Origin of the sequence: Haloarchaeobius sp. FL176, assembly GCF_024609245.1 — an archaeon.
GTDB lineage: Archaea > Halobacteriota > Halobacteria > Halobacteriales > Natrialbaceae > Haloarchaeobius.
In genome coordinates, this window is sequence record NZ_JANJYH010000001.1 from 457,083 (window position 1) to 477,280 (window position 20,198).

At 66.0% G+C, this 20,198-nt stretch carries 23 protein-coding genes, 1 tRNA gene and 1 pseudogene; 10 read left to right on the plus strand and 15 right to left on the minus strand.

The features are described from left to right. Positions 1-87: 87 nt before the first annotated feature. A pseudogene (gene cysE, locus NO978_RS02295) lies at positions 88-591 on the minus strand (serine O-acetyltransferase); the annotation flags it as partial. Positions 592-860: 269 nt separating this feature from the next. Between cysE and NO978_RS02300 the strand changes: the two are divergent. From NO978_RS02300 to NO978_RS02310, 3 genes are all read left to right on the plus strand, one after another. After that, a complete protein-coding gene (locus NO978_RS02300) occupies positions 861-1,082 on the plus strand; it encodes a hypothetical protein (RefSeq protein ID WP_257297898.1) in 222 nt (73 codons plus the stop codon). Further along, on the plus strand, positions 1,082-1,429 hold the full coding sequence (locus NO978_RS02305; protein WP_257297899.1) for a hypothetical protein: 348 nt from the start codon (positions 1,082-1,084) through the stop codon (positions 1,427-1,429). Before NO978_RS02300 ends, NO978_RS02305 begins: the two co-directional genes overlap by 1 nt. 147 nt (positions 1,430-1,576) lie before the next feature. After that, positions 1,577-1,897: a hypothetical protein gene (locus tag NO978_RS02310; protein ID WP_257297900.1), complete on the plus strand. Its 321-nt coding sequence runs from the start codon at positions 1,577-1,579 to the stop codon at positions 1,895-1,897. Positions 1,898-1,903: 6 nt separating this feature from the next. Here NO978_RS02310 and NO978_RS02315 read toward each other — a convergent pair whose 3' ends face one another. From NO978_RS02315 to NO978_RS02325, 3 genes are all read right to left on the minus strand, one after another. Continuing rightward, positions 1,904-3,280 (minus strand): aspartate aminotransferase family protein, encoded by a 1,377-nt coding sequence (locus NO978_RS02315; RefSeq protein ID WP_257297901.1) that lies wholly within the window; start codon positions 3,278-3,280, stop codon positions 1,904-1,906. Between the two features lie 73 nt (positions 3,281-3,353). Further along, a complete protein-coding gene (locus NO978_RS02320; protein ID WP_257297902.1) occupies positions 3,354-4,655 on the minus strand; it encodes an MgtC/SapB family protein in 1,302 nt (433 codons plus the stop codon). A gap of 557 nt (positions 4,656-5,212) precedes the next feature. After that, entirely contained in the window at positions 5,213-5,485 is a 273-nt protein-coding gene (locus tag NO978_RS02325) for a PadR family transcriptional regulator (RefSeq protein WP_257297903.1), read from the minus strand. A 227-nt stretch (positions 5,486-5,712) separates the two neighbouring features. Here NO978_RS02325 and NO978_RS02330 point away from each other — a divergent pair, with 227 nt between their 5' ends. Beyond that, on the plus strand, positions 5,713-6,003 hold the full coding sequence (locus tag NO978_RS02330) for an amphi-Trp domain-containing protein (RefSeq protein ID WP_257297904.1): 291 nt from the start codon (positions 5,713-5,715) through the stop codon (positions 6,001-6,003). A gap of 306 nt (positions 6,004-6,309) precedes the next feature. Here NO978_RS02330 and NO978_RS02335 read toward each other — a convergent pair whose 3' ends face one another. Further along, positions 6,310-7,128 (minus strand): transcriptional regulator TbsP, encoded by an 819-nt coding sequence (locus tag NO978_RS02335; RefSeq protein WP_257297905.1) that lies wholly within the window; start codon positions 7,126-7,128, stop codon positions 6,310-6,312. Between the two features lie 415 nt (positions 7,129-7,543). Further along, positions 7,544-9,607 carry a hypothetical protein gene (locus NO978_RS02340; protein WP_257297906.1) on the minus strand — a complete coding sequence of 688 codons (2,064 nt, stop codon included), beginning with the start codon at positions 9,605-9,607 and terminating at the stop codon, positions 7,544-7,546. Positions 9,608-9,730: 123 nt separating this feature from the next. On the opposite strand from NO978_RS02340, the gene glyA reads away from it, so the two are divergent. Further along, on the plus strand, positions 9,731-10,978 hold the full coding sequence (glyA, locus tag NO978_RS02345) for a serine hydroxymethyltransferase (protein WP_257297907.1): 1,248 nt from the start codon (positions 9,731-9,733) through the stop codon (positions 10,976-10,978). A 38-nt stretch (positions 10,979-11,016) separates the two neighbouring features. Here the strand turns inward: glyA and NO978_RS02350 are convergent, their stop codons facing one another. Further along, positions 11,017-11,388, minus strand: coding sequence for a hypothetical protein (locus NO978_RS02350; protein WP_257297908.1), 372 nt, complete (start codon positions 11,386-11,388; stop codon positions 11,017-11,019). Between the two features lie 62 nt (positions 11,389-11,450). Then, a complete protein-coding gene (locus tag NO978_RS02355; RefSeq protein WP_257297909.1) occupies positions 11,451-11,963 on the minus strand; it encodes a multiprotein-bridging factor 1 family protein in 513 nt (170 codons plus the stop codon). A 152-nt stretch (positions 11,964-12,115) separates the two neighbouring features. Between NO978_RS02355 and NO978_RS02360 the strand changes: the two genes are divergently transcribed. The 3 genes from NO978_RS02360 (at position 12,116) to NO978_RS02370 (ending at position 14,324) form a co-directional block, all read left to right on the plus strand. After that, a tRNA-Leu gene (locus tag NO978_RS02360) sits at positions 12,116-12,200 on the plus strand. A gap of 628 nt (positions 12,201-12,828) precedes the next feature. Continuing rightward, positions 12,829-13,713, plus strand: coding sequence for a plastocyanin/azurin family copper-binding protein (locus NO978_RS02365; RefSeq protein WP_257297910.1), 885 nt, complete (start codon positions 12,829-12,831; stop codon positions 13,711-13,713). Between the two features lie 41 nt (positions 13,714-13,754). Further along, positions 13,755-14,324 carry a DUF420 domain-containing protein gene (locus NO978_RS02370; protein ID WP_257297911.1) on the plus strand — a complete coding sequence of 190 codons (570 nt, stop codon included), beginning with the start codon at positions 13,755-13,757 and terminating at the stop codon, positions 14,322-14,324. Here NO978_RS02370 and NO978_RS02375 read toward each other — a convergent pair whose 3' ends face one another. The 5 genes from NO978_RS02375 to NO978_RS02395 form a co-directional block, all read right to left on the minus strand. Continuing rightward, the gene (locus NO978_RS02375) at positions 14,325-14,861 is read right to left on the minus strand and encodes a GNAT family N-acetyltransferase (RefSeq protein WP_257297912.1); all 537 of its coding nucleotides are present in this window, start codon (positions 14,859-14,861) and stop codon (positions 14,325-14,327) included. Between the two features lie 70 nt (positions 14,862-14,931). Further along, on the minus strand, positions 14,932-16,413 hold the full coding sequence (gene purF / locus NO978_RS02380) for an amidophosphoribosyltransferase (protein ID WP_257297913.1): 1,482 nt from the start codon (positions 16,411-16,413) through the stop codon (positions 14,932-14,934). Between the two features lie 157 nt (positions 16,414-16,570). Beyond that, positions 16,571-16,744 carry a 50S ribosomal protein L37e gene (locus NO978_RS02385; RefSeq protein ID WP_089735067.1) on the minus strand — a complete coding sequence of 58 codons (174 nt, stop codon included), beginning with the start codon at positions 16,742-16,744 and terminating at the stop codon, positions 16,571-16,573. Continuing rightward, a complete protein-coding gene (locus NO978_RS02390; RefSeq protein WP_256297427.1) occupies positions 16,741-16,935 on the minus strand; it encodes an LSM domain-containing protein in 195 nt (64 codons plus the stop codon). The genes NO978_RS02385 and NO978_RS02390 overlap by 4 nt, the downstream gene beginning before the upstream one ends. A 62-nt stretch (positions 16,936-16,997) precedes the next feature. After that, on the minus strand, positions 16,998-18,062 hold the full coding sequence (locus NO978_RS02395; RefSeq protein ID WP_257297914.1) for a M20/M25/M40 family metallo-hydrolase: 1,065 nt from the start codon (positions 18,060-18,062) through the stop codon (positions 16,998-17,000). A gap of 133 nt (positions 18,063-18,195) precedes the next feature. Here NO978_RS02395 and NO978_RS02400 point away from each other — a divergent pair, with 133 nt between their 5' ends. Continuing rightward, positions 18,196-18,495: a hypothetical protein gene (locus tag NO978_RS02400; RefSeq protein ID WP_257297915.1), complete on the plus strand. Its 300-nt coding sequence runs from the start codon at positions 18,196-18,198 to the stop codon at positions 18,493-18,495. A 52-nt stretch (positions 18,496-18,547) separates the two neighbouring features. Further along, on the plus strand, positions 18,548-19,510 hold the full coding sequence (locus NO978_RS02405) for a zinc-dependent metalloprotease (RefSeq protein ID WP_257297916.1): 963 nt from the start codon (positions 18,548-18,550) through the stop codon (positions 19,508-19,510). A 25-nt stretch (positions 19,511-19,535) separates the two neighbouring features. On the opposite strand, the gene NO978_RS02410 is transcribed toward NO978_RS02405, so the two are convergent. Together NO978_RS02410 and NO978_RS02415 are read right to left on the minus strand one after the other, a co-directional pair. Further along, positions 19,536-19,775, minus strand: coding sequence for a hypothetical protein (locus tag NO978_RS02410; RefSeq protein ID WP_257297917.1), 240 nt, complete (start codon positions 19,773-19,775; stop codon positions 19,536-19,538). 1 nt (position 19,776) lies between these two features. Continuing rightward, positions 19,777-20,160 carry a nuclear transport factor 2 family protein gene (locus NO978_RS02415; RefSeq protein ID WP_257297918.1) on the minus strand — a complete coding sequence of 128 codons (384 nt, stop codon included), beginning with the start codon at positions 20,158-20,160 and terminating at the stop codon, positions 19,777-19,779. Positions 20,161-20,198 lie beyond the last annotated feature (38 nt).

Sequence of the window (20,198 nt, forward strand, 5' to 3'; positions counted from 1 at the left end):
GTCGTCGACAGTCTCGACGTCGCCCGTGTCGGCGTCGTCCGCTTCGTCGTCGCCCGTCTTCCCGGAATCTTCGGGTTCGCCGCCAGCGACGCGAACCGCCGGAACCCCGGCCCAGGTCTCGCCCGTTGCGACGTCCTTCGTCAACACCGAGCCCGCGCCGACACGCGCCTCGTCACGGACCTCGATGTCGCCAATCAGCGTTGCGTTCGCACCGACGACGACACCGTCACCCAGCGTCGGGTGTCGTTTCGTCGGTTCGGGCGAGTTCCCGCCGAGGGTGACGCCGTGGTACATGTGCACGTCGTCGCCGACCTCGGCCGTCTCGCCGATGACGACGCCCATCCCGTGGTCGATGACGACCCGGCGACCCAGCTCCGCGCCCGGGTGGATCTCGACACCGGTCATGAACCGGACGAACTGCGAGAGGAGCCGCGCCGTCAGATGGAAGCCGCCCTCCCAGAGCCGGTGGATGCCGACGTGCGCCCAGACGGCGTGCAGGCCCGCGTAGCAGGTCAGCACCTCCACGCTGCTCTTCGCTGCAGGGTCGCGCTCCAGTACCGCCGCCACGTCCTCGCGGAGGCGGGCCAGCATCAGTGGCCCACCCCGTGGTCACGCGCACCCGACGAGAGACAGCAACACGCCGTGTTCGACCGGTGGTGGTCGACGGCGATACGGTCGGGTACAGATGTGACCGACATACACATTCGTGGGAGCGGAGCGGCAAAAAGGGGTACGGTTCCGCGACTGGGACGCACAGCCGCCGATTCAGGTGATCGTCGGAGGCCGTCTCCCTACCCTGTCCTTGGGTAGTGTTCCGGGCCGGTGCTTATGCGACTCCACCGCTAACAGAAGCACGAGGTATGAGCACAGACGACACAGAGTCCACGGCGGAGATCTCCGAGACCACCAGCTGGCCGGAGTTAGGAATCGCGCTGTACGAGCGACTGACCGGGAGAGGTGCGACCATCGAGTACGTCTTCGAGGAGATGGAGGTCGCGGTGCCGAGCAAGGCAGGCGAGGATGCCGACCACGCACACTGGAAGGTCGACGGCACGGTCAGCATCACGACACGCGAGGACTGATGACGACCGCGGTCGAACCGCTGTCGGTCGACGCTACACTCGACGTGACGGTCGACGGCAGTCGGTGTGCGGTCTGGACCGAGACGGAGCTACTGGTCGTCAACGCACCGACGCTGTCGGCGGCCCGGACTCTCGTCTCCGGGGTGGACGCGCTTCCGCTCCCACGGCGACGCCTGACGGGGGCGCTCTCGGCCACCGACCTCACCGTGGAGGTCCGTGTCAGACACACGCCTGTCGCACGGGTCGGGGCCGGCGTGACGCCGTCCCGCCCCGCAGCGGCGGCCGGCTACGACGCCGACGTGTCGCTGCGAGGGCTCGCTGTCGCCGCCTGGCGTGCCCTCATGTAACGGTCCCCGGCGGGAGCGCGGACTCGCGGCCGTCTCCCGCCCGCGTCGCTTGGTAGTCGAACCATCGGTGAACGACGTTCGCCGAGCTGTGGCGTCGTCGGTCAGAACACGAAACGCGCTTCAGTCACGAACGACTACCGGCGGGGCATGAGTGGACTCGACGACCTGCAAGCCGACGTGACCGAAGCCTACGACGAGATCGACGACCAGCTCGACTTCGACCGCGAGACGACGAACGAGCTGGCGATGCTCGCCGCCGGCCTCGGCACCGACACCGACCAGCTGGTCGAGCGCGCGGTGCAGCTACTGTTCCAGACCACCGTCGACTCGGGGAAGCTGGACTTCCACCTGCGCTCCGCGTACGACGTGACCTACGACGAGTACCTCTCCGGAATGACCTACGAGGAGATGACCGGCGGAAGCTTCCCACAGCCGGAGACGAACGACGACCGTCGCTACCAGTTCTGAGCCGGCTCAGTCGTTGGCCGGGGCGGCGACGTCAGAGACGTCCTCGATGGCCTCGAACAGCAGCTCCGCGGCCAGTGCTATCTCGCGCTCGGTGACGTCGAGCGGCGGCAGCAGGCGCAGCGTCTTGTAGCCACAGCCGAGGGTCAACAGCCCCCGTTTCAGCGCGGCGTCGACGACCGCGTCCCGGCGCTCTTTCATGTCGAACTCGACGCCGAGCATCAGCCCTTTCCCGCGGACATCGACGACCGAGTCGTGGTCGGCGTCGACGACGAGCTCGGTCATCTGGCGACCGCGCTCGACGGCGTTGTCGAGCAGATCGTACTCCTCGATGGCCTCGAGGGTCAACACGCCCTGAAGCGACGAGAGCACGTCACCGGCACCCCAGGTCGAGGAGAGACGGCTCTTCTCGTCGGGGAACAGCTCTTCGCGCCCGACGGTCGCGCCGACGCGCAGCCCTTTCGCGCCGGTGATGATGTCGGGCTCGATGGCGTAGTGGTCCGAGGCCCACATCTCGCCGGTCCGGCCGACGCCGGACTGTATCTCGTCGGCGATGAGAGTGATGTCGTGCTCGTCGGTGAGGGCGGCGATCTCGTCCATGAACGCGTCCGAGGGCGGCCGGTACCCACCCTCGCCCTGGATGGGCTCCATGATGATGTAGGCGACCTCGTCCGGGTTGACGTGGCCGGAGTCGGGGTCGAGCTTCCGCCGCAGCGCCGAGGAGTCGTCGGCCCCACCGGGGAAGAAACCACAGCCGCAGGAGGCGGGGTCGCAGTCCGAGTCCGCACAGAACGGTACGTCGTGGACGCTCGATATCTCGGGGAACTCGCGCCGGTACACCTCCTTCGACCGGTTCAGGGAGAGCGTACCGAGGGTCCGACCGTGGAACGCACCCTCGAAGGTGAAGCCGTACTTGCCGCCGTCGCTCGCGTCGTAGGAGAGCTTCAGCGCGTTCTCGACCGCCTCCGCACCGGAGTTCGAGAGGAAGACCCGGTCCATGTCGTAGTGGCTCGTCAGGTCCGTCAGCCGGTCCATGAGGTGGGCCGGACCGGGGATGTCCGCCTCCTCGGGCGGCCAGCCGCCGCTGAAGTAGAAGTCCTGGCCGGCGATCTTGTTGGGGTCGACGATGTCCAGTTCGGACATCGGCTCCATGATCTTCGGGTTGTTGTACCCGAGCGGCGCGGCGGCGACGTGACTCGTGAAGTCCATGAGAACGTTCCCGTCGACGTCGGTACAGAACGGGCCCTCCGCGTCGGCGGTGATGTCCCAGACGAAGTCGTAGACGTACGTGGTGGTCGCCGCGTGCTGATGGTGGTACTCTGCCCACTCCTCAGCCTTCTCCCCGGGCATCTCTTGTACCCGTGGCTCGGCCGTGTCTCTGTCCATAATCCTGCTATGGACAGGGTTCGTTTAATACATTCGTTTATTTCCACGCAACATTTGCACGGAGGCCACACCGTCACGCGAACAGGACGACGAGAGCGCCCACACCGGCGACGACGACGAGCAGGCCGCTGAGAACGGCGACCCGACGAGCGAACTGTCGGTTCGGGCTCGCGGCGGTGAGTCCCGCCTTGACCAGCACCGACGATGCCGTCGCGAGCAGCACCGAGATGACCGTGGTCGAGGTGCTGAGAGTCCCGCCGCGGTGGAGCAGCACCGCGGAGGTGGTCGCGCCGGCGCTGGAGACCAGTCCGGAGGCGGCGGCCGTCGCGATGAACCCCTCCTGGCCGAATCGCGCCTCGGCGACCGCGCCGACCACGAGGACGGCGAGGAACATCACGCCGAACCCGAGCGCGTATCGGAGCGAGAACGGGCTCTCCAGCTCCATCTCGACGCTGTCGCGCCAGTCCGCTGACCACGCCGCGACCCCGAACGAGGCCAGCACGAGCAACACGAGCGGGACCGCCGTCGGGACCAGAATGTCGGTCGAGACCGAGAACGCGACGACGATGAACAGGTTCCGGAGTGCCATCGCGGCGTCCGCGAGCAGGATGGCGGCGACCGCGTACGCGACGGCGTTCTCCTGCTGGCGGACGTAGTCCATCATCGAGCCGACGACCGCCGTCGACGAGGCCAGCCCACCGAAAAAGCCCGTGACCGCGATACCGCGGCTCCCGTAGGTCATCACGACCGCGTAGTTGACGATGCCGATGGCAGCGACCGTCACGACCATCAGCCAGACGACACGCGGCTCGATCGTGATCCCCTCGACGCCCAGTGGCTCGTAGGCGTAGGTCTGTTCGCCGGTCGGCAACAGCGGGTAGACGACGAAGGCCAGGATTGCGAACTCCGCACCCGAACGCACCTCCTCGCGCGAGAGGTTGTCAGCGAACGAGTGCAGCTCCCGCTTCAGTACGAGCAACATCGAGGAGAGCACCGCCACGGTGACCCCCTCCAGGACGAAGCCGCCGACGACGAGCGCGCCGACCCCGTAGGTCACGAGCATCGACATCGAGGTGGTCAGCGCCAGCCCGCTCTCTCCGCCCTCCAGTAGCCCACGGACCGCCAGCACCACGCCCTGGGCGACGACGAGGACGCCACCGACGACGTGCAGCAGTCCCCCCCACTGCGTCTCCATGGCCAGCAGCGTGAACACGCCGCCCGCGACCGCGATGAGCGAGAACGTCCGGACCCCGGCAGACTTCTGTGACCACTCGCGTTCGAGCCCGAGGAACATCCCGAGCGCTCCAGCGAGGATCAGCCGGATGACCGAGCTGTCCAGCGAGAGGCTCGCGGAGCCCTGAAGTACGGCGTTCACCCCACATCGTACCTCGTTCCGATGTAAAAAACCTGCCCTGGGTGGAGGTAGCCGGACGGGGTATCTTCGGCCTGCTGACCGGGGGCGTGAGCTTCATCTCGGTCGTCGGAATGACACTCGTCTACGCCCTCGTCGCGGGGTCCTGCGCTTCCGTGCGGCGACTGGGGAGCCGACCGGCGCGTTCCCCGCACTGTTCGTCGCCGCCTCATCCGTCACCATCGACCGACTCCCGCCCTCGTGTTGCGAGTGTACGTCCCGGGGCGGAACCTGCAGGTCGGGTCCGTCATGTCCGCGTACATCTTCGGCACGCTCCTGTTCGGCTGGTACGGCATCTTCCTCGGATCGGTGCTGCTGGTGCTGTCGGTCCACTTCGCACGGGTGGTGCTGCCGGCGCTACTCGACGCGGAACGAGTCCAGCCAGACGCGGTCGACCCATCGCGTTTCGAGACGGCGACGGAGCCGCCCGCGGAGACTGGAACAGAAGATGTGCCCGGTGGCTCCCCTGCAGTGAGAGTGACGGGTGAGTGCCTGGTCACCCGTCGTCGAGCCTGTGCCCGTTACTCGACGTACTGTGACTCCCATTCGTCGCGGGCGCTGATCTCTCTGCGCCCACGGCGCGTCAACGTGTAGAAGTTGGTCCGGCGGTCCCGCTGACCCTTCTCCACGAGGCCCTTGTCGACGAGCGTGTCGAGGTTCGGGTAGAGGCGACCGTGGTGGATCTCCTTCTCGTAGTAGTTCTCGAGCTCTTCTTTGATCGCAAGTCCGTGTGGTTTGTCTTTCCCGGCGATTACATACAGTAAATCGCGCTGGAATCCTGTCAGGTCGTGCATTGGGGGAACGTCGCTCGCGGTTTATTGTCGGCTATTATTAAATATATCGGCTTATCCATGCATATTCAGCGTATGACCACGGATATCGCCTTATTTTATCGTGTTCTCCGTAGCTACAGGAACTTACCGATAGCGTCTGACTGAGTGGAAACAGGCAAAACTGTACGGAATCTGTCTATATCGTCTGAGTTGAGACACTTATGGTCCGTCGGCGCGTACTGAGAGGTATGCCAGAAGAAGTGCTGTTCAAGACGGAGGCGATGCGAACCCGAAGTGACGTCGCAAACTACCTGCGGACCGTCGCTGACAAACTCGACGGTGGCGACTCGCTCACGCTGACCGCCGGCAACGACTCGGTCACGCTCGACCCGCCGGAGCGGGTCGAGTTCGAGGTCAAAGCCGAGCGGGAGACGAGCAAGGGGGACAGCGAAGGTGAACTCAGCATCGAGTTCGAGGTCGAGTGGGACGAACGGCAGTCCGGCGGTGCCGGCGACACCGGCGACCTCGCTATCGAGTAATCGGCGGCGCCGCCGCTCGACGACGCTCTTTTTCGTAGTTCACGGCGGAGGCACGCCTCCGCGTTTTGTATCGGAAACAGGAAAGCAGACCACGCGGGAATAGTGGGCCCGCGTGGTCGCTTGCCGCCCTGAATTGGTCCCCGCTGACGCTTCGGCCCTCCAAGCGAAGCGTCACCTGAAACAATCGGTGCCAGACTCTTAAATGTACCGCAAACGGCCAGCCTGGTGCCCTCTCGTGGAGGACAGAAACCCGGCCGACGGCGTCGACGCTGGGCGAGTTGTGCAACAGAAGAATGCGCGAGGTGTTCAGTTGAGGATGGACTGTGCGACCGTCGCGAGCTGGCCGTTGTCGGCGCTCCGCAGGCGGTCGTCGCCGATCTTCAGTCGGAGACGCGGGCGGCCGACGTCGATTGGGACCTTCTCGGTGTCGATGAGGCCCATGTCCTCGAGCTTCGTCTTCGTCCGGGAGAACGTCGCCTTGCTGGCGATTCCAACGTCTTCGCCCCACTTGCTGATGTCGTACAGCAGCGCCTCGTTCTTCGCGGCCACGAGCAGCGAGATGGTGACCTCGTCGAGCCCCTCACCGTCACCACGGGCGGTCTCGAGCGAGTCGAGAATGTTCGTGAAGTCCGCTTCGGCCTCGGGGCTGATGTCGGACTCCAGGGACTCGCGGACACGCGAGATCGGCGGGGTGCGGAGCTTGAACGCCTCGGCCTCTTCCCACGCCACCGTGTAGGCGTCGTAGGCGGTCGTGACGAACTCGTCGTCCGCTGTCGTCAGCCCACCGACGCGGTTGCCCGCAGTGACGAGCGCGACGACGCTGTCCTCGGTGACCAGCAGCGAGTTCTCCGGGGTCTCCTCGACCGTCCGAAGCTCGAGCGAGTCACGGTCGACGAGGTCGGACGCGTTCGACGCCACGATGAAGTCGTCCATGACGTCTTTGAGGGTGCGTTCGTCGGCGAGCATGTGGACCATCGGAAGCTCGCCCTCGAAGCGAGTCGCGACGCGGACGAACTCCTCGATCGCGTCGGCCGACGGATTCACCACGAATACGTCGCCCGTGGCATTCTCCAGCACGGTTTGGAGAATATCGTCAATCTGTCTGTCGAGTAAATTCGAACTCATGCCTATGCACAACAAAACGGCCCCGCGCCACTTAATTTTATTGGCCACTGATGCCTCAAATCTTGGCAATCTGCTCTTGATTCCGGGGCAATGTAAACGAGAGGAAGATTGTGAGTGGCTCGCGTGGGATATTATAGCATATATCGTCGAAACGCTTTCGTTTCAAAAATCGACGGCTGCGACCACGACTTCAGGGTCGGAGGCGGCTATCGCTCATCGCTTCGGTGGCCGAACCGACGCTCGATCGCCCCCGGGCGAAGTCTCGCTCCACAATCTATAAGTCAAATCGAGAGACAAGGTGGGGTACTCTCGCATGCGACGTGGTCTCTCCACCCCCGACCGGCAGCCCACGAACGGACTCGACGGCGGCAGCAGCCCGTACACGGGCCCCTGAGATCGGTTCGGTACTCGGTCGCTATTCGTTCGACAGCTGGGTATAGAGGTCGTCCGACCAGCAGAACTCGCCGTCGTAGATGACCGATGTGTCCGCCCGTTCGAGGAAGTCGAGCAGCGCCGGCCTGGAGAGCGCGAACTCCGACTCGTTCCCACAGAGGTACGAGTACTCGTTGCCCTCGACGTACGGGTGGTAGTAGCTGCCGGCGTGCTGGAGCGAGAACTGGTCGAACGTGAGGAAGAACTGGTCGTCGTCCAGCCGTTCGAGTTCGGCGGTCGTCGGGAGCCGGTTCGTCGTCTGAGTCAGCGTGTAGGTGCCGTCGCCGACGACGGCGTAGTCCTTCCCCATCATGATCCGTCGACGCGCGATTCGGAGCGCGCGCTCGAAGCTGAACCCGTGGATGAGCAGGCGGGCGAACGCCGACCCGACCTTCACGGCGTGGTCGTTGAGCACCTGAGTGAACGTGACGCCACCGGCGACTGCCCCCTTCTCGACGAGCTCCATGCCCTCGTGGAACGAGCCACAGGCGTTCAGGAAGAACGTCTGGGTGGCACACGACGAGAGGCTGCTGGCGGAGAGGTAGCCGTCGGGACAGCGCAGGCCGTCCGTCTCGCAGTGACCGATGTAGTGGACGAACTCGTTCTCGTCCTCGAACACCCGCGCGAGTTCGGCGGTCCCGAGGTGGTCGACGACGTTCACCGACAGCGGGAGGTCGGTCGCGTGCTCCCGGTAGATGCGGCCCACGTCGATGTGCTCGTCGTCCATCTTCTCGTCGTTGAGCACGACGGTCACCTCTGCGGTCTCGTGCTGCCGGTCGAGCGACGACAGCCGGTTCCGATACGCCGCAGGCGCACATTTGAACACGTCGATGGGGACGCCATCCGCCAGCCAGCCGTGGACCCGTCCCTCTCGCAGCTCGGGCTTGACGACGTCCACCGAGGCGACCTCGCCGGGGCCGGTCGCGCGGTAGAAGTCGTCGAGCGAGCGTTCGACCAGCTCCGAGCCCGCCAGCTCCGACGTCCGTGGCATGTAGATCGCCGCGAGGTCGTGGAGCAGGAACGGGATGGTCTCGAGGGTCTCCGGGCTCGGCTCGACGTACATCGAGAGGTGCCAGTCCGGCAGCCGGTGTTCGAGCGCGGCGTAGGGGACGTCGAGGTAGGTCTCCAGACGGTCCACGGGCGTCCCGTGGTACAGTGCCTCGGCGTCGAGGTCGAGCGCGTCGAGGAGACTCTCCTCGGCGAGGTTCGTCCCGTACGGCCCTGCGTTCCGGACCAGACAGTCGAGGAAGAACGTCTTCCGGAGGACACGCGTCGTCCGACGTTCGAGGTCGGGCATCGTCCCGAGCTCGTGGCGGATGCCCGCCCCCGGCGCACAGAGCATCGGGGCTTCGATGTCGGGGACGGTCTCGACGTCGGCCTGCAGATAGTACGCCAGCGGCGCGGTGACGTACAGCTCGTCGAACGACGGCGGCACCAGCAACTCGATACCGACGTCGGGGGTGGCGTCCCTGATGGTCGAGGACACGTCGACGGTGTCACCCGTCTCGATGAGCGGCGGGTGGCCACGCAGCGTCGGGTAGGTGCGGTCCGGCGCGGTGGTCTTGTGTGAGGCCGGCAGGTGGCTGAGCGCGACCGCCAGCCCCTTCGGCGTCGGTGGGACGGTGATACGACCCGACGGCTGGACGTTCCGGCTCCGGAACCCGAGGGTCACCTCCGTCTCGTCGGCGAAACTGACGACCACCTCCTCGAAGTCCGGTGTCTTCGAGATTGCCAGCGGCCCGTCCGCGCGCAGGTACGTCTTGATGTCGGTGTCGAGGTCGACGATGTACTCCCCGGCCGGCAGCTCGAGCGGGCCGGTGTCGTTCTCCAGCTCGTAGGTGGCGTCGCTCGACTCCGAGGCGACGTACACCACCGAGATGGGAAAGCGAACCTCGTCGGTTCGACAGGAGAGCGTCGCATCGACCGGTCGTGGGAGGGAGACATCGTCGTCGTCGGCCACGGAGAGGTTCGGCCCTTCGACCGTGACCTCCGAGTTCCCGGGATCGACCACCCGGAGACCGGTGGCCGTCACCTCCCACTCTATCATTCGCGTTGGTAGATGTAACTAATGGCAGTTAGATGTATCGGGAGACGTACGAGAGTACATATTCGGTGGCAGTATCGCCCGGAGACGAGTACACTTATGCCCGAACCGACCGGGTCTTCTCGCATGGACTACGAGCACGTCCGCGAGGTCGACCCGGCGGTCGCTGACGCCCTCTCAGGCGAGGTCACACGCCAGAACGAGACCCTGGCGATGATCGCGAGCGAGAACCACGTCTCCGAGGCGGTGCTGGAGGCACAGGGCTCCGCACTGACGAACAAGTACGCCGAGGGGTACCCAGGTGCACGGTACTACGGCGGCTGTGAGTACGCCGACGACGTCGAGAACCTGGCCATCGAGCGCGCGAAGGAGCTCTGGGGTGCCGAGCACGTCAACGTCCAGCCGCACTCGGGCACCCAGGCGAACCAGGCGGTCTACTTCGCGATGCTCGACCCCGGCGACAAGATCCTCTCGATGGAGCTGAGCCACGGCGGTCACCTCAGCCACGGCCACCCAGCCAACTTCACCGGCCAGCTCTACGAGGTCGAGTCGTACGAGGTCGACACCGAGACGGGCTACATCGACTACGAGGAACTCCACGCGATGGCCGAGGAGTTCGAGCCGGACATCGTCGTCTCGGGCTACTCCGCGTACCCGCGGACAGTGGACTGGGAGCGCATCCAGGAGGCCGCCGACGCAGTCGATGCGCTCCACCTCGCCGACATCGCACACATCACCGGCCTCGTCGCCGGCGGCGCACACCCCTCGCCGGTCGGCGTCGCGGACTTCGTCACCGGCTCGACGCACAAGACCATCCGCGCCGGCCGCGGCGGCATCGTCATGTGCGACGAGGAGTACGCCGACGACATCGACAAGGCCGTCTTCCCCGGCGGGCAGGGCGGTCCGCTGATGCACAACATCGCCGGCAAGGCCGTCGGCTTCAAGGAGGCGCTCGACCCCTCGTTCGAGGAGTACGCCGCACAGACGGTGTCGAACGCGAAGGCGCTCGCCGACCAGCTTCAGGAGCACGGCTTCAGCCTCGTCTCCGAGGGCACCGACAACCACCTCGTCCTCGTCGACCTCCGCCCGTCCCACCCGGACACCACCGGCGGCGACGCCGAGGAGGCGCTGGAGGACACCGGTATCGTGCTGAACGCCAACACCGTCCCGGGCGAGACGCGCTCGGCGTTCAACCCGTCGGGCATCCGCATCGGCACGCCCGCGCTGACGACGCGTGGCTTCGACGAGGACGACATCCGGGTCGTCGCGGACTGCATCGCGAAGGTCGTCGACGCCCCCGAGGACGAGTCTGTCAAGAGCGAGGTCGGCGAGACGGTCTCGGAGCTGTGCGACGCGAACGCGCTGTACGACTGACCGGTAAGCACACAGCCTTCCTTCGACTCGACCTGGAACTACGCAGCTCCGACGGTGAGTTCGATACGCTCGTCGTCGATGATTATCTGGACACCCGGCGGAGCAGACGCCTCGAACGACGCCGAAAGTCCGGAATCCGTCGACACGTCGTACACCAGCCGCCCGCCGATGTCGATCTCGTCGTAGACGTGCGTCCCGGCCCCTGGCAGCGTCCGACTGTCGGTAAACACTGTTCCACCGCCGGGGCGTATCATCGTGAGTTCGTACGCGACCCGGTCGCCCGTGTAGTTCTCGACCTCGATGGCAGGGGGCTCTGACCCCCGCTGGAGGGACGAGAGACAGCCCACCAGAGACACCGTCCCCGTTGTCGCCACGCCACGTGCGTACTCCCGTCTCGTGAGTTCGACCATTCGAGGACATCGAGAGCGTCGACACCGTGGAACATAACGTTTCGGACGGGAGGACAGCCAGATCAGGATTCCGAGAGCTGCACGTCGAGCCTGTCCTCGAGCTTCGCGATGAGGCCGCCGCCGATGCCGGCCCGTGCCGCGCGGCCCTGCTCGACGGCGATGATGTCGGCTTCGTCGGTGTCCAGTTCGGCGGCGAGTTCGTCGCGCTGGAGCCCGGCGTCCTGCCGCGCCTCGGTCAGCAGCTTGCCGTAGTCCTTGACGAGGTACGGCAGCTGGTCGTCGTCGTAGTTCGTGCCACTCTCCTCCCAGTGGGAGGTGTCGCCGTCCCAGTTCGATGTCTTGGCCGTGTTCTGGGCGGCGTTGCGCTTGCGCTCGCCGGAGTCACGGCTGCTGCCGTCGCCGCTGGAACCGCTCGTCGTCTTCTGGGCGTCGTCGTGCGGGGCGCAGTCGGGACAGACCTCCAGCTCGGCTCCGGCGACGTTCGCCATCCGGAGCCGCTCGCTGGCCGCACCGCAGAGTTCGCAGGTGTCACCGTCGCCGCCACCCGACGAGTCACCCGTCGAGTACTTCGCCATACGCACCCCTATCCGGGGCGTACATTTGAATACCCCGCTTTGCTGTTTCCTGTCACGCACCCTGCCGGTCGCTACCACAGCCTCCGGCGGCGCGAAAAGGACACGCTTTTATTTGTGCCGGCGAAACGCAGGAATGCAGTAAGACACAGCGAGCGTGGGTAGCCAAGCCAGGCCAACGGCGCAGCGTTGAGGGCGCTGTCCTGTAGAGGTCCGCCGGTTCAAATCCGGTCCCACGCATCGTATACAAATCCCACAGGATTTGGCTGCCAGCGAATCTTCGATTCGCGCGGCACAGGCGGTCACCAACTCGACCGCCAACACGATGCGGGTGCTCTCCTGACGGACAGCACCCACGCATAATCCTTTCCGACGCAACACTCGAACAGCGACGGCGCTGTCCTGTAGCGGTCCGCCGGTGAGGATTCAGATTGCTGAATCCGAACGCCGTCGTGGAGCGAAGCGGAACGACGGAAGTTCAAATCCGGTCCCACGCATCGTATACAAATCCCACAGGATTTGGCTGCCAGCGAATCTCCGATTCGCGCGGCACAGGTGGTCACCAACTCGACCGCCAACACGATGCGGGTGCTCTCCTGACGGACATTCTCAGAACGGTGAAGCCGTTCTGGGAAGCAGCCAGAAATCTCCGATTTCTGGCCAGCGCACCCACGCATAACCCTTTCCGACGCAACACTCAAACAGCAGCAGGACTACTCCTCGCGTTCCGTTGCCGACGCCACCTGTGACGACCGGATAGACCCCTGACAGCGCAGGGTTCGACGGCGGTACGGTTCCCAGCGACTGGGAACACTTTCGGGGGTATTTTTATCACGGCCGGGATAGCTGAACCGAGGATTGGTCCCCGATGCACGACTCCGACGATACATCGACGAAGCGACGGCGTACAGTACTGAAAGCGACGGGCGGCACGCTCCTTCTCGGCGGTCTGGCGGGCTGTAGTTCCGACGGTGGCGAGGATGGAACGCCGACGGACACACCGACCGAGACCCCGACGGCCACGGCGGAACCGACCACGGAGCGGACGACGACAGACGAACCCGAACCGACGGGCGAAGACGAGACTGGGGACGGCGGCCAGTCGAGCACGGGTGCGGTCGTCGAGGTCGGCGCGGACGGCGAGTACGTCTTCGAGCCCGGCACCGACGAACCGCTGTACGTCACCCCCGGAACCGAGGTCCTGTTTGCCTGGGACTCGGACAACCACAACATCACCGTCGAGGAGACACCCGACGGCGCGACGTGGGAGGGGCACGAGCCCGTCGAGACTGCCGGGTTCACGTACCGTCACACGTTCGAGACGCTCGGCGAGTACCGGTTCCACTGTAAGCCACACCGCTCCATCGGGATGACCGGCACCATCGTGGTCAACGAGGCCGGTCAACCGCCCGAGACCACGACCGAACAGCCCACTCCCGACGGACCGGTCCGCCTCGGCGAGGACGGCACTGCGGAGATCAGCGTCGGTCCCGACGATGAATACGTCTTCGAACCAGGGACCGAGCGTCCGGTGAGTGTCCCGCCCGGAACCCAGGTGACGTTCGTCTGGGAGTCCGACAACCACAGCCTGCGGATGAACAAGACGCCCGAGGGAGCGACGTGGACGGACCACGAACTGGTCGAGAACGCCGGCTTCGAGTACGACCACACCTTCGAGACGCCGGGCCGGTACGAGTTCTACTGTGAGCCACACGAGTCGCTCGGGATGACCGGCACCCTGTTCGTCGAGTAGACTGAGTAACGGCTTTGGGTGTCCCGCCCCGAGACCCGGGTATGCAACAGACGGTCAAGCGGAACGTTCCGGCGGTGACAGCCGTCCTCTCCATCGTCTCTCTGGGGCTGGTGTTCGGCGCCGCGCGACAGCTCATCCCGAAGGCGCTGCTCCCGGCCGCGCCGGAGTGGCTGCTTGAGGCGATTCCACACGTGAACGCGGTCATCAGCGTCGTCGCCGTCGTCGTCATCCTCGCTGGCCTCCGAGCTATCAAGCGGGAGCAGTACGACCGCCACCGAAAGCTCATGCTGACTGGCGTCGTCCTGTTCGTCGCATTCCTCGCGCTCTACCTCTACAAGGTCGCGCTGAAGGGGCCGAACACGTTCCCGGGGTCGGGCGTGGCGGAGCTGGCGTACCTCGGCATCCTGGCGGTCCACATGGTACTCGCCATCGCGTGTATCCCGCTGCTGTACTACGTGCTCCTGCTCGCAGTGACCCGACCGATGAGCGAGCTCTCCGAGACGGCACATCCGAAGGTCGGGAAGATAGCCGCCCCGCTCTGGCTCGTCTCGTTCGTCCTCGGGACGGTCGTCTACGTCATGCTGTACCTGGTGCCGGCGAGCGCCTACTGATCAGTTCCGGTCTCGCCACTGGTCGGCCGTGACGGCGTAGATGTGCGAGTCGTGGTGCTCGCCGTCGACGAACGCCCAGTTCGGGATGGTGCCGACGCGCTCCATGCCGATGGACTGCAGCATCGCGTTGGACTTCTCGTTGAACGCGAACGCCTCAGCGCGCACTGTCTCCATGCGTCGCTCGTCGACGAGGAAGTCGACGAACGTGCTCGTCGCGTCAGTGCCGTAGCCCTGCCCCTGGGCGTCGGCCGCCAGCCACGCCGACATGACCGCGTGGCCGTGGCGCTCGCTCATCCAGTTCGAGCTGATGACGCCGACGGGCTCGTCGTCGGCGACGATCAGGAGGTTGAAGCCGTCGTCGCTCGCCACCTCCTCCTCGACCCACTCCTCGTGCTGTGTCTCGTTTTTCGGCTCGGCGATGCCGAGCGGGACCCGTACCTCGGGGTGGTTCAGGGCTTCGGTGACGAACGCCACATCGTCTTTCTCGATGGTGCAGAGGTCGACGCTGTCGCCTTCGAGGAAGGTTGCTCCGGGCATGAACGAACGGTCACGCGCCGGTCACTTAAGCGAAGGACCACGTGTGGTACCACGGGACGAGGGAGCCGTCTCAGTCGTCGGCGGCGAGGTCCTGTCCCTCGATGACCGGGCGCTCGACGTCCCTGTCGGTCGACTCGCCCTCGATGTCGTAGGGGTACTCGCCGGTGACGCAGCCGAGACAGAGGTCCGCCCGGGAGCGTTTCAGCGCGTCGGCGACGGCGTCGATGGAGAGGTAGGAGAGCGAGTCGGCCTCGATGGCCTCGCAGATGTCGTCGACGTCCTGATTGGCCGCGATGAGCTCCTCGCGCGTGGCCATGTCGATGCCCATGTAGCAGGGGGCGACGATGGGCGGTGCGCCGATGCGCATGTGGACTTCCTCGGCCCCGCAGTCCTTGAGCAGGGCGACGAGCTGTGTCGAGGTCGTGCCACGGACGATGGAGTCGTCGATGAGCGTGACGGTCTTGCCCTCGACGGTCGACTTGATGGGGTTGAGCTTCAGGCGGACGGCACGCTCGCGCTCGTCCTGGGTAGGCATGATGAACGTACGGCCGACGTAACGGTTCTTCATCAGCCCCTCCGCGAACTCGGTGGTGGCACCCGCCTCCTGTGCTGCCTCGGCGTAGCCGGAGGCGAACGCGCGCCCCGAGTCGGGCACGGGCATCACCACGTCGGTCTCGATACCGGACTCGTCCCAGAGGTGGCGGCCGAGCTCGCGTCGCACCTCGTAGACGAGTTCGTCGTCGATGACGGAGTCGGGACGGGCGAAGTAGACGTGTTCGAAGAAGCAGTGTGCGGTGTTCTCCTGCTCGACGAGCTGGTAGGAGTCGAAGCCGGAGCCGTCCTCGTGGAGGACGACGAGCTCGCCGGGCCGTACGTCGCGGACGAGGTCCCCGTCGAGCGTGTCGATGGCGGCGGACTCGCTGGCGAGCACGTAGCCGTCCTCCACCTCGCCGATGCAGAGCGGGCGGTTGCCCTCCGGGTCGCGGACGCCGAGGACGGTCTCGTCGTGCATGATTGTCAGGGAGTACGAGCCGTGGATGCGGCTCATGGTTCGCTTGACCGCGCGGACGAGGTCGGCCTCGAGCAGGTTCCGCGCGAGGTCGTGGGCGATGACCTCGGTGTCGCCGTCGGAGGTGAACGCGTGTCCGAGCCCCGCCAGCTCGTCGCGGATCTCCCCGGCGTTGACCAGGTTCCCGTTGTGGCTGAGCGCGAGCGAGCCGGACTTGAACGAGACGGTGAACGGTTGCGCACAGGACTTGTCGACGCTACCCGCCGTCGGGTAGCGGACGTGGCCGATGCCGGAGTCGCCGTTGAGCCGTTCGATGTCGGTCTCGTCGAAGGCGTCGCCGACGAGCCCCATCTCGACGTGGTCGTGTTGCTGGAACCCGTCGTGGGTGACGATGCCCGCGGACTCCTGCCCACGGTGCTGGAGCGCGTAGAGGGAGTAGTACAGCGGCCGCGCGGCGGCGCGGTCGTCGAGCGCGACGCCGACGACGCCGCATTTCTCGGTTGGTCCGCTCCGGTGCGGGGACTGCCCCGACCCGTGTGTCATGTGAGAGGGTCAGGTTCCGGACGGTAAAAATCCCCGTGGTTGTGTTCTCCTGAACGCTTCCCAGGGCAGATGTATTCACGTTCTTGCATAGAATCGGAACTGCAGTACACGGAGCAAGGGCTCGTCGTCGGTGGAGAACGCGAGTGAGAATCGGGAGTTACTCGCCGGCCTTCGACTGCCACTCGTAGTCGCGGCGCTTGGCGGACTTGCCGAAGCCACACGAGGAGCAGACGCTTTTCTTCACGTGATAGGACTTCTCACCACACCGTCGGCACTTCACGTGCGTCGTGGTGTTTTTCTTGCCTTGGGAGGGGGTTCCTGCACCAGTCATGGAGTTATCGAAACGACGTTATCGCCGCGTATAATGGTTGTGTTGTCGCCTCGGTCCAGCACGAGATTCATGTGCTGATCGTAGCCAGTGAGTTCGCCGTCGTACTCCTCGCCGCCTTTCAGTCGAACCGTGACCTGCTCGCCGACGGAGGCCTCGAGCACGTCTAGCGGCCTGCCACTCGATTCACTCATACTCACACGGCCTGCCGACGCATTGATAAACGTACCGAGTCGCGGACGGCGTGTTGGATATTCTACACGTCCACCGCGAACGTCTCGTACTCGGTGCTCTGGTCGGCGAAGGCGGCGAGCAGGTCGGCGACGGCGTCGAGGTCGTCGGTGTCGATGACCTCGACCGGCGTGTGCATGTACCGGTTCGGGACGCCGAGGTTCAGCGTCGGGACGCCACCGCGGGCGGTGTAGAACGAGCGCGCGTCGGTGCCGCCCGCGTTCGGGTCGGCCTGCAGCTGCACGTCGATGTCCGCGTCGGCCGCGGCCTTCCGGACGGCCTGTGCGACGACCGGGTGGTTCGCGCCGCCACGACCGACGATGGGACCGCTACCGAGCGCAGTGTCGCCGGCCCTGTCGGCCTTCCCGCCGGGGTAGTCCGAGACGTGGGAGACGTCCACGACGACGACCGCGTCGGCGTCGACCTCCGTGGCGACCATCTTCGCCCCCTGGGTGCCCAGCTCCTCCTGGACGGTCGAGACGGCGTACACCGTCGCGTCGACGTCGGCCTCGACGGCCCGGCGGAGCGCCTCGGCGGCCGCCCAGGTACCGACACGGTTGTCCAGTGCGCGGCCCGCGATGCGGCTCTCCATGAGCTCCTCGACGCCGCTGGAGAAGGTGATGGGGTCACCGACCTCGACGGTCTCGCGCGCTGCGTCACCGTCCGCGGCTCCGATGTCGACGGTCTGCTGGGTGATATCCTCGAACTCGTCCCCGTCGCGGTCGCGGAGGTGGATGGCGGTCTGTGCCACGACGCCAGACACCGGACCGTCACCGGTGTGGACCGTGACGTGCTGGCCCTTCGAGACGGTCCGGTCGGAGCCGCCGATGGGTGCGAGGTGGAGGAAGCCGTCGTCGTCGATGCGGTTGACGGAGAACCCGATCTCGTCGGCGTGGCCGGTGAAGGCCACCGCCGGCGCGTCAGGGCTCCCCTCGGCGACCGCGACGGCGTTGCCGTAGGCGTCCGTCCGTACCTCGTCCGCGAACTGCTCGACGTACTCGACCCAGGTCCGCTGCCCCCGCGTCTCGTAGCCCGACGGACTCGGCGTCTCCAGAAGCTCCATCAGGAACTCGCGTTCGATTTCGTCCATACCGGTCGATGGGACGGCCCCCGTTTGAACCCGACGGTCCCGAACGGGCCGACGCGGCGGACACAGCGACAGTACCCAGGTCCCCATCTGCCGAGGCACAACCGCTAAGTTGCCTGTCGAAGAACTGATTCGTATGGAGATTACACTGTTCGAACTCCACTTCGACGGCGACACGAGCTTCGGTCCCACGTTCGGTAGTGGTGACGACGAAGAGGAAGCCACCGAGGTGTCGGAGGCCGGTGACGACGAGGTCGATATCGACCGGGGAGACGACGCCGAGTCCACCGGACTCCCGGGCCCGAGCCCCGTCGCGGTCCTCGTCGGACTCGTCCTGCTCGCCCTCCTCGCGGTCGGCGTCAAGAAGGCACTCGGCGGTGGCGAGGTGGCCGAGACCGAAGACTTCGAGCCCGAGATGGTCGAAATCGAGGAGTAGAGGCGTTTCCAGCACACAGAAAGGTTTTGCGTGCGCGGTCCCAATCCGGTCTGTGAACCTCTTCCATAGCGTCCGGGCGGTCGCATCCTCCGGCGACGGCGAGGGTGCCATCGACTGGGACGCCGTCGTCGAAGCGGCCCGCGCCGGGACCGACCCAGGCTCCGTCGACCTGACCCAGGCCGAGCGGTCCGGCTACGCGACCGACGTGCGGGACGCCCGCGACCGCGTCCGAGAGGTTGCCGCCGTCGAGTTCGACGTGCCGGACGCCATCGAGATACAGCACCGACACCACTGGATCGACGCGAACGTCGCCACGTTCCGCCGGGTGCTCGGCCCGCTCGAGGACCAGCAGTCGGAGTTCCTCCCCGGCGTCGCACGCACGGTGAACACCGGCACGATGTCGTTCATGCTCGGCTTTCTCGCGCGGAACGTCCTCGGCCAGTACGACCCGCTGTTGCTCGCCGACGAGGCCGATGCCGACCACGCGCTCTACTTCGTCCACCCCAACATCCAGCAGGTCGCCGCCGACCTGCAGGTCGACTTCCCCCGATTCCGCCGCTGGATCGCCTTCCACGAGGTGACCCACGCCGCGGAGTTCGGGGCCGCCCCCTGGCTCTCGTCCTACCTCGAGGACCGGATGGAGGAGGGTCTCGATGACCTCTCCCAGGGCGGCTTCGACCGCGAGGCCTTCCGCGAGATGAACGTCGCGATGACCGTCGTCGAGGGCTACGCGGAACTCCTGATGGACCACGCCTTCGACGACGAGTACGCCGACCTCCGCGCGAAAGTCGACGCCCGCAGACAGTCCGGCGGACCGATCTCGAAGCTCGCGAAGCGGCTGCTCGGACTCGGACTCAAGCGCCAGCAGTACGAGCGCGGCAAGGAGTTCTTCGAGGGGGTCGCCGCCCTGCGCGGGCTGGAGGCGGCCGGCGCGGTCTGGGAATCGCCCGAGCACCTGCCCACGGACGACGAGCTGGACGACCCCGGTGCGTGGGCCAGGCGCGTCGGCGTCTGACTACCGCCGTCGCCGGAACGCGCCGCTACCGCCGCGACCGAGACTCCGTCTCCTGCTGTGCCGACTGGAACGTACTGACGAGGTACCACCACAGCAGCGCGCCGACGAGACCCCCGCCGGCCGCCGCCGCCGCGACGACCGCCAGCGACGCTTCCGCCTGAAGCGCGACGAGCGCGCCCGACGCAGCGACCATGACGACGAACGTGTACCGGATGCGTTGCATCCCGTTCTCGCGGTCCTCGTCGGTCATCGATGGACCGACCATGTCAGATCGACCGCGGCGCAGAGACGTGCATCTGGATGAATCCCCACTCCTCGTCGTTCCCGTCGAGAGGCTCCAGCGCTCCGCTCCAGCGCGAATCGAAGCCGTGGCGTTGTCCCGTTAGCGTGTCCGTCCAGGCGAGGCGGACCGCGTCGTCGAACAGCGCCAGCCCCTCCCGCCCGGTGACCGACAGCGCCTCGCTCTCGACGGTCCACTCGTCCGTGGTCCGGCTCTGCTCCCGAAGCGCCTCGCTCACCGCGTCGTAACCACTGTACTGGGTGCTGATCGCCGCCTTCCACGTCTCCGCGCGCTCGACGAAGTACGGGTACAGCGGCTCGCCCCGGCGCAGCGCCTCGTAGTAGTCCAGAACGGTCTCCTCCGGAGTCATACCTCCAGCAACGGCCTGGGCGGGTTTGAAACCCCCGT